Source organism: Collinsella sp. AM18-10 (assembly GCF_003471585.1).
Lineage (GTDB): Bacteria > Actinomycetota > Coriobacteriia > Coriobacteriales > Coriobacteriaceae > Collinsella.
Map to the genome: position 1 here is coordinate 54,274 of NZ_QRJO01000010.1, position 16,052 is coordinate 70,325.

14 protein-coding genes and 2 tRNA genes are annotated in these 16,052 nt (G+C 58.3%); 12 read left to right on the forward strand and 4 right to left on the reverse strand.

Annotated features, from left to right (window positions below):
* The first annotated feature begins 75 nt into the window (after positions 1-75).
* Positions 76-1,866: a SpaA isopeptide-forming pilin-related protein gene (locus DW211_RS07125; protein ID WP_118260028.1), complete on the forward strand. Its 1,791-nt coding sequence runs from the start codon at positions 76-78 to the stop codon at positions 1,864-1,866.
* 149 nt (positions 1,867-2,015) lie between these two features.
* Here the strand turns inward: DW211_RS07125 and DW211_RS07130 are convergent, their stop codons facing one another.
* Together DW211_RS07130 and DW211_RS07135 are read right to left on the reverse strand one after the other, a co-directional pair.
* The gene (locus DW211_RS07130) at positions 2,016-3,161 is read right to left on the reverse strand and encodes a polymer-forming cytoskeletal protein (RefSeq protein WP_118260029.1); all 1,146 of its coding nucleotides are present in this window, start codon (positions 3,159-3,161) and stop codon (positions 2,016-2,018) included.
* Positions 3,162-3,267: 106 nt separating this feature from the next.
* On the reverse strand, positions 3,268-3,957 hold the full coding sequence (locus tag DW211_RS07135; RefSeq protein WP_229057814.1) for a trimeric intracellular cation channel family protein: 690 nt from the start codon (positions 3,955-3,957) through the stop codon (positions 3,268-3,270).
* Between the two features lie 304 nt (positions 3,958-4,261).
* Here DW211_RS07135 and DW211_RS07140 point away from each other — a divergent pair, with 304 nt between their 5' ends.
* Positions 4,262-5,269 carry a hypothetical protein gene (locus DW211_RS07140; RefSeq protein WP_118260031.1) on the forward strand — a complete coding sequence of 336 codons (1,008 nt, stop codon included), beginning with the start codon at positions 4,262-4,264 and terminating at the stop codon, positions 5,267-5,269.
* Positions 5,270-5,429: 160 nt separating this feature from the next.
* Here the strand turns inward: DW211_RS07140 and DW211_RS07145 are convergent.
* Together DW211_RS07145 and DW211_RS07150 are read right to left on the reverse strand one after the other, a co-directional pair.
* A tRNA-Ser gene (locus tag DW211_RS07145) sits at positions 5,430-5,520 on the reverse strand.
* A gap of 48 nt (positions 5,521-5,568) precedes the next feature.
* Positions 5,569-5,659, reverse strand: a tRNA-Ser gene (locus tag DW211_RS07150).
* A gap of 494 nt (positions 5,660-6,153) precedes the next feature.
* Between DW211_RS07150 and rpsF the strand changes: the two genes are divergently transcribed.
* The 10 genes from rpsF to DW211_RS07200 all read left to right on the forward strand — a co-directional run bounded on the left by rpsF (position 6,154) and on the right by DW211_RS07200 (position 15,947).
* A complete protein-coding gene (gene rpsF / locus DW211_RS07155; protein WP_006235831.1) occupies positions 6,154-6,447 on the forward strand; it encodes a 30S ribosomal protein S6 in 294 nt (97 codons plus the stop codon).
* Between the two features lie 48 nt (positions 6,448-6,495).
* Entirely contained in the window at positions 6,496-6,948 is a 453-nt protein-coding gene (locus DW211_RS07160; RefSeq protein WP_055310294.1) for a single-stranded DNA-binding protein, read from the forward strand.
* A 72-nt stretch (positions 6,949-7,020) separates the two neighbouring features.
* On the forward strand, positions 7,021-7,287 hold the full coding sequence (rpsR, locus tag DW211_RS07165) for a 30S ribosomal protein S18 (RefSeq protein WP_006235829.1): 267 nt from the start codon (positions 7,021-7,023) through the stop codon (positions 7,285-7,287).
* A gap of 15 nt (positions 7,288-7,302) precedes the next feature.
* Positions 7,303-7,842, forward strand: a complete 540-nt coding sequence (rplI, locus tag DW211_RS07170; RefSeq protein WP_022094073.1) for a 50S ribosomal protein L9 — start codon at positions 7,303-7,305, stop codon at positions 7,840-7,842.
* Positions 7,843-8,067: 225 nt separating this feature from the next.
* Complete coding sequence (gene dnaB, locus DW211_RS07175; protein WP_118260033.1) at positions 8,068-9,459, forward strand: replicative DNA helicase; 1,392 nt, start codon at positions 8,068-8,070, stop codon at positions 9,457-9,459.
* 93 nt (positions 9,460-9,552) lie between these two features.
* Positions 9,553-10,839, forward strand: coding sequence for an adenylosuccinate synthase (locus DW211_RS07180; RefSeq protein WP_118260035.1), 1,287 nt, complete (start codon positions 9,553-9,555; stop codon positions 10,837-10,839).
* A 118-nt stretch (positions 10,840-10,957) separates the two neighbouring features.
* Complete coding sequence (gene purD, locus DW211_RS07185; protein WP_117786843.1) at positions 10,958-12,262, forward strand: phosphoribosylamine--glycine ligase; 1,305 nt, start codon at positions 10,958-10,960, stop codon at positions 12,260-12,262.
* A 21-nt stretch (positions 12,263-12,283) separates the two neighbouring features.
* A complete protein-coding gene (locus tag DW211_RS07190; protein WP_172622467.1) occupies positions 12,284-12,979 on the forward strand; it encodes an NUDIX domain-containing protein in 696 nt (231 codons plus the stop codon).
* A gap of 225 nt (positions 12,980-13,204) precedes the next feature.
* On the forward strand, positions 13,205-14,977 hold the full coding sequence (locus DW211_RS07195) for an ABC transporter ATP-binding protein (protein WP_118260037.1): 1,773 nt from the start codon (positions 13,205-13,207) through the stop codon (positions 14,975-14,977).
* 19 nt (positions 14,978-14,996) lie between these two features.
* Positions 14,997-15,947, forward strand: coding sequence for a hypothetical protein (locus DW211_RS07200; RefSeq protein ID WP_117766339.1), 951 nt, complete (start codon positions 14,997-14,999; stop codon positions 15,945-15,947).
* Positions 15,948-16,052 lie beyond the last annotated feature (105 nt).

Below are 16,052 nucleotides of genomic sequence, written 5' to 3' on the forward strand. Positions count from 1 at the left end.
GCGCAGGTCTACCGACCTGATGATCATTGGTTTTGAAAAAGTTACTAGAGAACCCTCCAAGAAAGAGGACCAAACATGAAGGCAACCAAGAACATCGCACGCCTGGCAGTGACAGCAGGCCTCACAGCAGCGTTGAGCTTCGGCGGCGTCATGGCCCCGGTGACCATGGCGTTTGCTGAGGTTGGGTCGACGGTCCCGGCCAACAGCATCAAGATCAGCCCCTCCAAGGGCAATGAAACCAACAAGTACAAGGCGTACCAGATTTTCAAGGCCAATGTTGTCGATGAAAAGGATGGCAAAGTCGTTTCGAATGTTGATTGGGCGAGTGGGAAGGCAGAGCAAGCGGTTCTCGGCTACCTTAAAACGGTGACCGGGTCCGGCATTACTGATAGCTCTACCGCACAGAATGTCGTCGATTATCTGTCCAAATGCACCTCTGGAACTGGCAGCACAACTGCTATCACGAATGACAATCTGTTTAACGGATTGGCAAAGGAGGTCGAAAAGAGCGTGGATCAGACGAAGGGATCCTTTGGCGCTGGCGATGTTTTTACGCCCACGGATGGCGAGGGCAACGTCTCGCAAGGATACTATCTCTTTGTGACCGATACGACCTCAATTGCCGGGGACGATACGAAGGATACCAGTACGGCCACCTCGCCGATTTTCGCCATTGTAGGCGCTCGAGGTGTTACGGTCGACGAGAAGACCAACATTCCTACAGTCAGCAAGGCTGTCATGGATGACAAGGATCAATCTTGGGAAACAGGGGCCAAAGGCGACCCCAATAAGGCCGCTGACTCAGCTATGGACGATTGGGTCGATTATAAACTCGTCGGTACGGTTGCGAGTAATATCGACACCTATAGCGACTATAACTACCGCTTCACGGATAAACTGCCCAAGTCCATGACGCCCAAGTTCGTTGATGACAATGAGAATAATGTTCCGGATGTCACGGTTAAGATCGGCAACCAGACCGTTAAGAATGATGACGAGCATGGCTACACTAAAAACTTCTCGAATACCAACGAGCTTACCGTTAACTTCAAGAATCTTAAGGATTGCGTTGACGCTAAAGGTGCCCCCATTACCGTCAACGCTGACTCGAAGGTGACCGTCGAGTACAAGGCCAAGCTCGACTCCTCCAAGATTTTCGACAGTAATAATGTCATTAAGGATGAATTCGAGGGTCTCATCGGCAAAGCCCAGACTAATACGGTTAAGCTAACTTATTCTAACAATCCGCATATCATTGATGGTGTTGGCACTACGGTTGTGCACCCTGCCTACGACTACACCTATGGCATCGATGTCACCAAGGTGGGCAGCGATGTGGATGGAAATGGTAAGCATCCTGCCCTCCGAAACGTCGAGTTCACTCTGCAGGAAGTTGTTAACGACAGCGTTCAAGAGCAATACATCGATGCTAAGGGCGTGAAGCACAGCAAAGATGAGAATGTCACGCTCAAGACGAACCAGGATGGCGAGATTAACGTCGTGGGTCTTGATGAAGGCACCTATATCCTTAAAGAGGTTAAGCCGGCGCCTGGCTACAATAACTCCGCTTCCAAAGGTGTCACGTTTACCATTGCCCGCGGGACGCTTAAGCAGGATGGCTCCGCAGTGACTCCCGACAAGGATTCTGCCAACGTTACTGCTGCTGATGGTGTCATAAAGGCCGATTCTGCCGCCGTATCTACCGGCAAGCTCAGCTTTACCATTATCGACAAGAAGGGCTCTGGCCTCCCACTCACCGGTCTTAATGGCGTGACCTTTACTTGGATCGCTGGTGGCGCGGTGCTGTGCATTGGCGTGGCGCATCTCATCCGTAGTCGTAAGCGCGACGACGGCTCTGAGGAGTAGTTGTTCGCCTCGACTATCAATACGAGACATGAAAAAGCGGGGCACCCGGTCGAATGTGATCGGGTGCCCCGCTTCGTTTGTTGGTGCAAAGTAACCTGACCCCTTTGCACCACCACAAAGGTGCCTGTCCCCTTTGTGGTGATTGGCGGCTAAGCGGTGGGGAGTCCTGGCGTGTTGGAGGTTTGCTGCGGCTTGAGGTGGGCGTTGCGCCAGATGATTTGGATGATGTAGCCGAGTGCAAAGACGAAGGCCACGCCGCTGATGAAATCGCCTACGAGGGGGATTGCCGTAAGCGCGCCTGCGATCACGCCGCCGGCGGCTGCCATGGCGTAGCGGTTCTGGTTGTGTCCGACCATGCGGGCAATCGCGCACCCCGCAAAGGCGCTCGACACCAACGTGATGCCGATAACGCCGCACAAGAGGGTTCCGGCAAGCGGCAGGCCAGCGATTGAGATAATTAGCAGTAGGACGGCGGGGACGATAGCAATCGTGCCCAGAAGGCCGCTCACCCACAGGGGCGTGGGGCGCTGGTGGAGCATTCCGGCGGCGCTGGCGGTCGCGCGCGGAAAGACGAGCTCGAGCAGCAGAGCGACAAAGCAGGTCGAGAGCGCCGCGGCGACGATGCCGCCGATGACATCGTTAACAGTGGAAGTATCCTCGTTCTCGGTGCGGTCGATCTTGAGCGCGCCGACCTCGGCTCCCGCAGCGCGCTCGGGGTCCTCGGAGACGTGCGCGTTCACGGTGCCGGTGATGTGGGCGTTTTTGCCCAGGATGAGCTTGTCGGCCCAAACCTCAACATCGCCCTCGACGGTGCCATCGATGGTCACCGTATCGCCCGCAAGCGCTGCCGACTTGGTAGAGCCGCGCAGGGCAACCGTCTCGCCTATCGCATAGAAACAGTTGGCAGTGCTGTCGGAATTGAGCACGACATGCTGGCCGGCAACGGTCACGCTGCCATCAACCGTAGTCTTGGCAATGTCGATGGTGCGCGCCGCCAAGCGGACGGCGCCGCCCACCGTGCAGTCGCGGATGGAGAGGCTCTCGCCTGCTGCAATTATGTCGCGGCCGATGGACGCATCGTCCAAGTTGAGGGCCTGACCTGCCCAGTACAGGTCACCTTCGACGCCGGACGAATTGGCGTCATTGTCGGTCGCAAGTACGTTGCCTGCGGTGTCTGTGCCGGCGAACGACGCCGTGGGAAGCGCGGTGATCGCCAGCGCGATGAGTGCGAATAGGATGGTGATGCGGCCCCACGCTTTACAGCGCTGGGTCGACGGGAATTGATTGCGGGGCATAGTGAATCCTTCGTTAGATGCTCGATATGCATCTAACAGGGTACCCAACGCGTGGGCGCTCTAAAAGAACCTCTCGGTTGTATTTCGAAGGATGAGCCCGCGCAATCTACTTTTTGCGGTGCAAAAAGCGCGCGATGTCCTCTTCGGTGGGGCTTTTGATGTCAAAGCGCAGCGAGAGCCAGCGCAGACCCATGGTCACGACAACGCATACGACCAGCGCGGCGACATTGCTCATGATGCCGCTCATAACGAGACACACATAGCTTGTCGATCCGGCGATGGCGGCGATGGCGTAAAAGTTAGTACGTTGGAAAATGCCCGGAACCACGCCCATAAAGCCGTCGCGCAACATGCCACCGCCCACCGCGGTGAAAAAGCCCATCATGATGCACACCGCCGGCGCAAAGCCGTAGACCAGCGCCTTGTCTGCTCCAGTGGCGGCGTAGATGCCGACCGAGATGATGTCGAGCAGGGGAATGAGTTTTTCGGGCTTGTCGACGATTGCCGGGAAAATATAGATGATGGCTGCCGTGGCAATGGAAAGCGGCAGCGCCATTGGCTGGTTGAGGATGTAGACGTTGCCCACCTGCAGCGTCATGTCGCGTAAAAGACCGCCGCCCAAGCCACAGACCACGGCGAGCGCAACTGCACCCACCAGGTCGAGTTTGTGCTCGCGCGCGACCAACACGCCCGAGATTGAAGCCGCGACGACGGCGAACATTTCGAGCCAAAACGGGATGGCGACCATGGCATCCGTGGCGTGTGAGGTAACGGTCATAGCGGCGACGACGGGCAAGATGGGGTCCTTCTGATTGCGAGTTTAGACAATGCCCGTACATAGTACATGGTTGACGGGTCTGGCGACCCTATTGCTCGGTAAACGGTCGGGACTGGATGCGGGCGTGGCGTTACTGGAATGCCAGGGATCCAAAACATGTACGTCACCCTCCAAAAACGACATTTTTCGACATCTTTGGAGGATGACGTACATGTTTGGATTGAGCTCACAGCATGAGTGAGTTGATTTACTCACATCCGGTATATTTCCCCACTTCAACGGACATAAGAGTTGGATACTGGCTCAGAGCGAGAGGCCCTCAATGGATACCCCTGTTCTCATTTCGCATAAAACCGCATGGCTTGTCCATCATGCACCCCAGAATTTGGTTCAGTCTCTTGCGCGGCACGACTACCAGATAGGCGCACAAGGCATCTCCACCCAGCAACGTGTTGCGCGCATACGACAGGCCCTTACCGACTGCGGCATTCCGTCCGATATGCTTAAGACTATCGATATCGCGGTCGTATTCGAATTTGAGCGAATTCGTACCAAAGGCGTCGTCTGCCACATTCTTGGACAAAATCTTCCCTACGAGCATATTAACGAGTTGACGCCCGGAATCTTCATCACCGACGAAGCCTTCACCTTCGTGCTCGCTGCCGAGTGGATGGATAGGATCGAATATCTCGAATATGGCTATGAAGTTTGCGGCGATTATCGCATGAGGCTCAATCCCGCCGACCCTTATACCGAGCAACCAGCCACCACCTCCAAGGATGAAATAATCGAACTGCTCGATCGGCATCCCGGCAAACCCGGTGCCACACGTGCACGGCTCGCGCTCAGGCACATCTACGATTGCTCGGCCTCGCCTATGGAGACCGCTTCGGCAATCGCCCTCTCGCTCCCAACAAGCGAAGGCGGCGTTGGCATCCGAGGTATCGAACTCAACAAACCGCTCGAGATCCCTCAACGTCTCTGGCATTGCGCCAAAGCTCGAACACTCAAAATCGATGCGCTCGTTACCTACAAGCGCAGGGAGCTCGGTATCGAATATAAGGGCGGCTTTCACGATGAGTTCGAACGCAAAGGAGCAGATGCGGAGCGAGAGGCCGTTCTCTCCCAAATGGGATATCGAATCGTTACGCTCACTTCGGCTCAGTTCGGCAGCCAGCTCGCCTTTCACCGCGCCATGAACAACATTCGCGAAGCACTCGACATGCCTCGCTGTACCGATACCGGGCACCAGCGAGAGCAAAACGAACTACGCAAGGCGCTTATCCGCAACTGGAAAAGCATGCGAGACGAAGAGGTGCCTTCCGAATAGTGCCACTCCCGTGAGCTCAATCCAAACGTGTACGTCAGCCTCCAAAGATGTCGAAATATGTCGGTTTTGGAGGCTGACGTACACGTTTGGGGAAGCGTGGGATCGAGACGTATCTCGATAACAAAAAAGCTCCCGTTGTTGGGAGCTTTCTCAACCAAAATGGCGGAGGAGGAGGGATTCGAACCCTCGTGACCTTATACAGGCCAAACGGTTTTCGAGACCGCCGCATTCAACCACTCTGCCACCCCTCCGCGTGGGGTAAAAACAAAGCAGGCTCAAAGGCCTGCTTTGGAATTAACTGGCGGAGAGTCAGGGATTTGAACCCTGGAGACGCTTTTGACGCCTACACGATTTCCAATCGTGCTCCTTCGGCCACTCGGACAACTCTCCGTTAAATGCGAAAGTCAGTATACACGAGGAATCGCAAAGTGCAAACAGAAAACTTGGCATTTTTTGAAACGCTTGGCTTCGTGACGGGATCTAGGAGGCCAAAAACGGGCTCTGACCAGCATGGCAGCATGCAGCAAATTGTTCAAAATAGGTATTTATAAACGACGTGGCAGCAATTTTAAAAATCTTTGAACGGTGTTGTGAGCCACTGGTATGCATTTTGCGACCACAGCCTTGCAATTGCTGACCTGCAGTTTGATTTGGTTTGTCCCCGTGGCGCCGTATCTTGTCCACAGATCCGTCAAGCATTTGGTCAGCATTTGGTTGGAAGACGCATGAAGTGCCGTGTGAGTATGGACATATGTGGAGGTCATGAGGTTGTAGCTGCATATTCTTGCAGCCTGGGAGGTTGAAAGATATTATTACCAAGTCTTTTCCTGCTTCAGGCGCACCTTCACGACCTGAAGCCACATTTGCCCAGAGGAGGTGACAATATGAAGGCTTATGAACTGCTGTTCTTTGTTGACCCGTCGCTCGACCCCGAGACTCGTCTCGCTGTTATGAAGCGTATCGATACCACGATCGCTGAGGGCGCTGGCAAGGTCGACTCCGTTGACGAGTGGGGCAAGCGCAAGCTCGCCTACGAGATCAACGACCTCACCGATGGTGACTACACCCTCATCAACTTCCACGCAGATCCTACCCAGATCGCCGAGCTTGATCGCGTCCTGCGCATCACCGACGCTGTGGTCCGCCACATGATCGTCCGTCGCGACGACCAGGAGTAAGACTGTCGTTTTGGACTGGGCTTGTGCCCCAAGAGGAAGTAGTGAGTTATGAGCATCAATCGAGTGAACATCACCGGTAACCTCACGCGTGATCCCGAGCTGCGCGCCACCGCCGGCGGAACCCAGGTTCTGTCCTTTGGCGTCGCCGTGAACGATCGTCGCCGCAACCCGCAGACTGGCGAGTGGGAGGACTATCCCAACTTTGTCGACTGCACTATGTTCGGCACCCGCGCCGAGGCCGTGAGCCGTTTCCTGGCAAAGGGAAACAAGGTCGCGATCGAGGGCAAGCTGCGCTACAGCTCTTGGGAGCGCGATGGTCAGCGCCGGAGCAAGCTTGAGGTCATCGTCGATGAGATCGAGTTTATGAGCTCCCGTGGTGGCCAGGGTGGCTACGATCAGGGCGGTTACGCCCCTGCAGCTCCCGCGCCCGCAGCACGTCCTGCCGCACCGGTGGCTACGCCGCCCGCGGTCGACGTCTACGATGAGGACATCCCGTTCTAAGGGTTGTTCACCTATTTTTGAGTGAGAGGCGGCTTCGGTTCGCCGAAGTTGCCAAACGAAAGGTATTTTGACATGGCTAATGATTTTTCTGCACGTCAGCCGCGTCGTAAGTACTGCCAGTTCTGCAAGGAGAACACTGAGTTCATCGACTATAAGGACACTCAGCTTCTCCGTAAGTACATGACCGACCGTGGCAAGATCAAGCCCCGTCGCGTCACTGGCGCTTGCACGCAGCATCAGCATGACATCGCCAACGCCATCAAGCGCGCCCGCGAGATGGCTCTCCTGCCGTACACCGTCCCCGTGGTTTCCTCTCGTGGCAACCGCGACCGCGGCTAAGAAGGGAGACGCATCATGAAGGTTATTCTTCTCGATGAGATCAAGGGCAAGGGCGGCGAGGGTGACGTCGTAGAGGTCGCTCAGGGTTACGCTGAGAACTTCCTGTTCCCCAAGAAGCTCGCTGTTGCCGCCACCAAGGGCAACCTCAAGCAGCTTGACGAGCGTCGCAACAACATCGCCAAGCGCGAGGCCGTCCGTCTGGCTACCGCCAACGAGACCAAGGCTGCCTTCGAGGGCAAGACGGTCACCGTTGACGTCAAGGTCGGCGACGAGGGCATCCTCTTTGGCTCCGTTACCGCCGCTATGATCGCTGACGCCATCAAGGCTCAGCTCGGTATGGACATCGACCGCAAGCGCGTCGAGCTCGGTAAGCCCATCAAGGTTGCCGGTGCCCACACCGTTGCCATCTCGCTGTACCGCGAGATCAAGGCCGAGGTTGTCGTTCTCGTCGGCGTTACCGCCGAGGAGCTCGCTGCCGAGGCTGAGGTCGAGGAGGCCGCTGAGGTCGCCGAGGCCGAGACCGCCGAGGTCGAGACTGAGGCTGCTGCCGAGTAGCATTTGCTGCAACGCAACAATCTTGTTCTAAGAAGGGCGCTCTGGGAAACCGGGGCGCCCTTTTTGTTTTTTGCGCTGAGTGAGTGTCATGGTGAACGTTGCGTCGAAGTCCTATATACGGGACCGTTCATCCGTTTCGTTCGGTGATGATTGGCGGCGCGTGGCCCGTTTTGGGACCGTGGCTGATACTATGGATGCTCGCAAGCGATATGAATGAGGGTGCTCATGGCATACGACGATAGGGAGACGGGGCTGACGGTTGAGGACCGCGGCTCCAAGTTGGGTCTCCCTCAAAACCAAGATGCAGAGGCCAACGTACTGGCCGCTATGCTGCTATCGCCCGAGGTGGTCGAGGAGGCCCAGGTCGAGCTGCAGCCCGATGACTTCTACCGGCCCATCCATAAGACCATCTATACCGCGATGGTCGATATGTACAACAGTCGCATTCCCATCGACTCCATCTCGCTGATCGATTACCTGCGAAGCATCAACAAGCTCGATGCTGTGGGCGGCGAGGCGTACATTTTGGAGCTGATGGGTCAGACCCTGTCACTCGTCAACTGGCAGCACCATGCCGCCATCGTTCGCCGCGATTCGATGCTGCGTGAGTTGATCGGCGCCACCAACGAAATCAACGCGCTGGCATATAACGCCCCCACCGACACCAAAGAGGTCGTGGAGCTGGCCGAGAGCAAGCTGCTCAAGGTCACGGCGCGCGAGGTCAAGTCGAGCTACAAGACGCTGACCGAGTTTATGGTCGAGGCCTATAACGAGGCCGAGGAAGTGTGCCAGGCCGGTGGCCAGGCTGCGGGCGTGCCCACGGGCTTCCCGTCGCTCGACCGCATGCTCATGGGTTTCCGCGAGGGTCAGCTCATCATCATCGGCGCCCGTCCTGCTGTAGGTAAGACGTCGTTCGCCCTGAATCTGGCGCTCAACGCTGCCGCTGCTGGTTATACCGTCGGCTTCTTCTCGCTGGAGATGTCGGGCAAGGAAATTGCCCAGCGTCTGATTTGCGCCTACGCCATGATCTCGATCAGTGACTTCCGCATGGGCCGCATTAGCCCCGAGCAGTGGGCCAACATCAACGAGGCCACGCAGACCTTGTCCAAGCTCGATATTCTGATTGACGATACGCCCGGCACCACGGTGACCGAGATCCGCGCCAAGAGCCGCCGCATGCTCCATAACAAGGAGAAGGCCATTATCATCCTGGACTACCTGCAGCTGGTGAGTCCTCCGCCGGGACGTCGCTCCGAGAGCCGTACCGTCGAGGTCTCCGAGATGTCGCGAGGTCTGAAGATTATGGCCAAGGAGCTCAAGATTCCGCTGATCGCGCTGTCGCAGCTGTCGCGTCAGGTTGAATCCCGTACCGGCAAGCGCCCGCAGCTGTCCGACCTGCGTGAATCGGGCTCCATCGAGCAGGACGCTGACATTGTTATGTTCTTGGACCGATCCGCCGACGAGGCCGAGGCCTCGCGTGACGATCGACCCGACGAGGGCGTTACGCGTATCGTCGTGGCCAAGAACCGTTCGGGCCCGATCGGTGACGTCGACCTGATGTTCCTGCCGGCATCCACCAAGTTCTATGAGCTTGATGGGGCGCATACCGAGGAGTAGGACAGGCGCCCGTTGCACGGGTATACTGGGAATGTTTTGTGCTTCTGCGTGCCGGCGTGGTGCGTAGACAGTCCATGAATGTAAGGAGTAAACATGCCGTCAACCGTTTTGGTCGGTGCCCAGTGGGGCGATGAGGGCAAGGGTAAGATCTGCGACCTGGTCGCCGGCGACTTCGATGCCGTCGTGCGCTACTCGGGCGGCAACAACGCCGGCCACACCATCGTCGTCAACGGCAAGAAGTACGGCCTGCACCAGGTGCCCTCCGGCATCATGTATTCCGACCATGTGTCGGTGATCGGTAACGGCTGCGTCGTCAACCCCAAGGTTGTCCTTGAGGAGATCGACATGTTCGAGGCCGACGGCATCACCACCAAGAACCTCAAGATTAGCGGCAACGCGCATGTCATCATGCCGTACCACATCGACCTGGATGGCGCCTTTGAGCAGAAGCTCGGCAAGAAGAACATCGGTACCACCAAGCGCGGTATCGGTCCGTGCTATCAGGACAAGATGGCCCGCATTGGCCTGCGCATGCAGGATATGCTGGACGAGACGCTGTTCCGCGACAAGCTGGAGACCGCTCTCGCCCGCGTGAACCCCGAGCTCGAGCTCATCTACAACCTGCCCACCTACACCGTGGACCAGATTTGCGACGAGTACCTGCCGATGGCCGAGCGCCTGCGCCCCTACATCACCGAGACGAGCCTGCTGCTCAACAACATGATCGATGAGGGCAAGGACCTGCTGTTTGAGGGCGCCCAGGCGACGCTGCTCGACATCGACCACGGCACCTATCCGTACGTGACGTCTTCCAACTGCACCGCCGGCGGCGCCATCACCGGCTCCGGCGTGGGCATGAAGAACGTCGACCGCGTGCTGGGCGTCATGAAGGCCTATATCACCCGCGTCGGTTCGGGCCCCATGCCCACCGAGCTTTCCTATGAGTCCGAGGCCGGCCACACGCTGACCGAGGAGGGCTATGAGTACGGCGTGACCACCGGTCGCCGTCGTCGTTGCGGCTGGTTTGACGGCCCTATCGCCAACTATGCCTCGCGCGTCAACGGCCTCACCGACATCGCCGTGACCAAGCTTGACGTGCTTTCGGCTTTCGACACCATCAAGGTGTGCGTGGCCTACGACGTCGATGGCGAGCGCTACACCAGCGTGCCCGAGCATCAGGTGCGCTTTGAGCATGCCAAGCCCATCTACGAGGAGCTCCCCGGCTGGAAGTGCGACATCACCGGTTGCCGCAGCTTTGATGAGCTGCCGCAAGAGGCTCAGGACTACGTGGCGTTTATCGAGGATCTGGCACACACCCGCGTGACGTTTATTGGCGTTGGCGCTGGTCGCGAGCAGATCATCAACCGATTCTGGAAGTAATCGGGACTATTTGGTTATTGCGATATACCCCTTTGCAGCCCGGACGGGCGGCCGAGGGGTATATTTGCTTGCAAAGGGCTCGCGCGGAGCGGGCCATTCATCCATAGAGGAGGCACCCTTGAAGGCGGACACTCAAACCATCGACATCCTGTTGTTGGGCAGCGGCGGCCGTGAGCATGCTTTGGCAGCTAAGCTCGCGGCATCACCGCGCGCCGGCAAGCTCTACATCGCGCCGGGCAACGGCGGCACCGCGAGCTGCGGCGAGAACGTTGTTCTCGACGACTGCGATCCTGCGGCCGTGGCGGCGTTTGCGCAGAGCCACGGATGCGGACTCGTGGTAATTGGCCCCGAGGCTCCGCTCGTGGCGGGCGTGGCCGACGCCGTGCGCGCGGCAGGTATTCCCTGCTTTGGCCCGGGTGCCGAGGGTGCCCAGATGGAGGGTTCCAAGCTGTTCTCCAAGCAGCTCATGGAGCGCGCCGGTATCCCGACGGCAGCCTATGGTTCGTTTACCGACGAGGCTTCGGCTCTCGCCTACGTGCGCGAGCAGGGCGCTCCGCTGGTCGTGAAGGCCGACGGCCTTGCCGCGGGCAAGGGAGTTATCGTGGCGACCGAACTTGAGCAGGCCGAGGAGGCCGTGCGCGAGTGCTTTGGCGGCACCTTTGGCGATGCCGGCAACACCGTGGTTATCGAGGAGATGCTCGTTGGTCCCGAGTGCTCGCTGCTCGCCTTTACCGACGGCAAGACCGTGCGCCCCATGGCCACCTCGCAGGACCACAAGCGCGCCCTCGAGGGCGACAAGGGCCCCAACACCGGCGGCATGGGCGTCTACAGCCCGGTGCCCATCGTGACCGACGAGGAGCACGCCACCATGGTGGCGGTCATGGAGCAGACCGTTGCCGAGCTTGCTGCCGAGGGCATCGACTACCGCGGCTGCCTGTATGGCGGCTTTATGCTCACGCCTGCCGGCCCCAAGGTGCTGGAGTTCAATGCCCGCTTTGGCGACCCCGAGACGCAGGTCGTGCTGCCGCGCCTTAAGAACGACCTGGTTGAGGTCATGCTCGCCTGCGCCAACTGCGAGCTCGATCAGATTGAGCTCGACTGGCGTGACGAGTGGGCTGTGGCCGTTGTCCTGACGAGCGCGGGCTATCCCGGCAGCTACGAGAAGGGCAAGGTCATCACTGGTATTGAGGATGCCGAGGCCATGGAGAACGTGACCGTGTACCACGCGGGCACCGCCGTGGTGGATGGCCAGCTCGTGACCAACGGCGGCCGCGTGCTTGCCGTAACCGCTCTGGGTGACACGTTCGAGAACGCTCGCAACCTTGCCTACGAGGCCTGCGAGAAGATTGATTTTGAAGGCAAGACCCTGCGCCACGACATCGGCCTGCGCGCGCTGCGCGGCCGCGACGCCTGGGATGCCTAAAATCCGAGAGGAATGAGACGGATGGACGAGAAGAACGAAGAGCTCGTGGATGCGCAGATCGTTGAAGAGGACAGCCGCATGTATGGGCACGCCGAGGGCGAGCCCGGCGGCGAGGTCGCTGACGAGCCGGCGCTGGTGCTGGGCGACGACGACCCACACGATGCCGAGCTGCACGAGAAGATTCTTTCGGAGGAGTGCGCCTGGAAGGGCAAGATCCTCGACGTCCACCGTCTTGAGGTTGAGCTGCCCAACGGTCGCCGCAGCGCCCGCGATATCGTTCGCCATCCGGGTGCGGCGGCCGTTGTGGCGCTGACCGAGAGCGGCAAGATCGTACTGGTGCGTCAGTACCGCACCGCTATCGACCGCGTGACGGTCGAGATTCCCGCCGGCAAGCTCGATCCAGGCGAGGACCCGCTCGATTGCGCCAAACGCGAGCTGCATGAGGAGACGGGCTTTAGGGCTGGTCGTATTCGCTTTTTGACGTCGATTGTCACGTCCTGCGGTTTTTGCGACGAGATCATTCACATCTACTTGGCTACCAAGCTCGAGTTTGATGCGCCCAATCCCGATGATGATGAGTTCGTCAACGTTGACCTGGTGCCGCTGCACGAGCTGATTGACGCCGTGCTCGACGGCAAGATCGAAGACGCCAAGACCGTCGTGGGCGCCTTGGCCTGCGATAGCATCGCGCATCGACTTGGTGGAGCCGAACTGTAACGAGCGGGATGGCCCTTGGGTCATTTAGCCAACTTTGTTGAAGCGGGGTTATGACCTCGCTGGTTTGTGTAAGTCAGCGAAAGTGCTTCATTTGAGACAAGGTGGCCTAAAAGAGGAGGGAAGCGTATGGATATACGCGACCGACGATTGAAGGCCAGATTGTCCAAATGGGGCACTTGCAGCGTCGAGACGAAACGCGGTTTGGTAAAACCGCGTAAGGTGATTATGCTGAAGAGGTTTCTTTCTTACTACGAGCCCCAGATGGGGCTTTTTGTTGCTGATACTGTTTGTGCTCTGGTGCTTGCCGCCATTGACCTTGCGTTTCCTATTATTCTGCGCAATTTGACCGGTGGGCTGTTTACCCAGGGTCATGCTGCCATTATGCAGGCGCTCGGCATGATCGCGGTGGGCTTGGTGCTGATGTATGCCGTCCGCTGCGCCTGCCGCTATTTTGTGAGCTATTGGGGCCACGTGATGGGCGCGCGCATGGAGTCCAAGATGCGCGAGGACCTGTTCGACCAGTACGAGCGCTTTAGTTTTGCGTACTTCGATCGCAACAGCTCGGGCGACATGATGAGCCGCGTGGTCAACGACCTGTTCGATATCTGCGAGGCGGCGCACCACGTGCCCGAGTGGATCATCATCTGCGGCATCGAGATTATCGGCTCGTTTGTGATCCTCTTTACCATCGCCCCGGTGCTGGCGCTCGCCATGGCTGTGGTGACAGCAGCGTTTGCGGTCATCATGTTTTGGCAGAACATGCGCATGCGCGAGGTCTTTAGCGACAACCGCAAAAAGATCAGCGGCATCAATGCGCAGCTGCAGGATTCGCTGGCGGGCATGCGCGTGGTCAAGAGCTTTGCCAATGAGGAGACCGAACGCTTCAAGTTCCGCGCCTCCAACAATCGCTATCTTTCGTCCAAGGAGAACATGTATCACGCCATGGGCGTCTATACTGCGACGTATGGCCTGCTCTCGGGTGTGCTCTATGTGATCGTGGTACTGCTGGGCGGCTGGCTGGTCGCCCAGGGACGGCTGCAGGCGGTCGATATGGCGACCTTTGCGCTCTATATTTCGCTGTTCTGCACGCCGCTCGAGACACTCGTCAATTCGGCCGAAACGTATCAGAAGGCCATCGCCGGCTTTAAGCGCATGGACGAGGTACTCTCGACCGCGCCGGATATCCAGGACAAGCCGGGCGCCACGGATCTGCAGGTGACCGCCGGCGCCGTGGATTATCACGACGTGTGCTTTAACTACGAGGATGTTGAGCTGGGCGAGGGCGATGCCGACGAGCGTCCCGTTATCGACCATATGGATCTGTCCATCAAGCCCGGGCAGACCATCGCTTTGGTTGGCCCTTCGGGCGGTGGCAAGTCCACGACCTGTTCGCTGCTGCCGCGCTTTTATGACGTTGCTGCCGGATCCATTAGCATCGACGGTCAGGACGTGCGCGATGTGACGCAGCAGAGCCTGCGCCGCGCCATCGGCCTGGTACAGCAGGATGTCTACCTGTTTGACGGAACAATCGGCGAGAACATCGCCTACGGCAAGCCGGGCGCCACGGCAGAAGAGATCGCCGGAGCCGCCCGTCGTGCCAACATCGATGCCTTTATCGAGTCGCTTCCACAGGGTTATGACACCGTGGTGGGCGAGCGCGGCAGCCGTCTTTCGGGCGGACAGAAGCAGCGCGTTGCCATTGCGCGCGTGTTTCTCAAGAACCCCAAGATCCTGATTTTGGACGAGGCGACGAGTGCTTTGGATAACGAGAGCGAGGAGGCGGTGCAGGAGTCACTCGAGGAGCTGGCACGCGGCCGTACCACAATCATCATTGCCCACCGTCTTTCGACCATTAAGCATGCCGATGAGATTGCGACCGTTGAGCATGGTCGCGTTGTGGAGCGTGGCACGCACGAGGAGCTTCTCGCCCGTGGCGGCACCTATGCCCGTTACTATCGAATGCAGTTCGAAGGTGCGCGTGCGCACGAGCTCGACTGATTGATATGACAGGAAGTTTATGGCTGACAAGAACCCTTTGACTCCGGAAGAAGTGACGGAGTTATTCTCCGAAATCGATGCATCCGGCGTCTTGGATCCCACGCTTGCCAAAAAGCGAACCGAGCGCATGCGTGAGAAGGAGGCTGCGGCCAAGCGCGGTGACAAAGCGGCGCTAGCGCAGCTGCGCAGCGAGGACCGCGCGAGCCAGGCAAAACATATCGACCCGCTGTCCGAGGACGATCCTTCGGGCTCGCAGGTGAGCCATACCATTACGAAGACCGCGATGGCCGTGGTCATCGGTATTCTGGTGCTGATCGTGGGCATGCAGATCGGCTACGGCGTGATGCGTCGTCTGAACACCGCCAACCTGTCCGAGAGCGTTTCGGTGGATACCGTCTCGACCGCGCTCAAGGGTGGACTCGAATGGGGCAACGGCTTTACGCAGTTCCCGCTCGATTTTTCTGTCGATGAAGCCGATGAGCGTACGGGCACGGTCGAGGTGACGGTGTTGGACACATCGTCTGCCAACGAGCTCGAGCTGCTGTCCAATGGTCAGATCCAGGCCGCGGCGCTTGCGACCAACGCGCTACTCAACGATAAGATCGACCGCGTGGTGTATAACGTTCACGCCTATATCGACGAGGATAGCAACATTCAGCACGATTCCTTCTTTGGCATGTTTCCCGCCCAGGGCCACCAGAGCGCCATCCTGACGTTCGTGTGGACCAAGAGCTCATCCAACGCTACGAGTATCGACTGGAAGATGCGCATCGTGAGTATGGATGACACTATCGCCGAGCGCATTCAGAAGCAGGTGAACTCGGTGTCGTCGTTGATTGAGGACCCGGTGGTGAGCCAGACCAAGATTGACGAGGAAAAGGCCGAACGTGACCTGGAGCATCGTCTGCATGGCCGCGAGATTTTCCGCGGCGGCAAGCCCGACCGAACGCCGTCCGAACTGCTGGAGTAGGACAAGAAAAAATAAGAGGCCATTATCCCGCGTGAGCCACAAGCCCACGCGGGATAATTTTTCTGGGACGGGGATTAAATAAGGCTCTGTTAGACCAGGATTGAC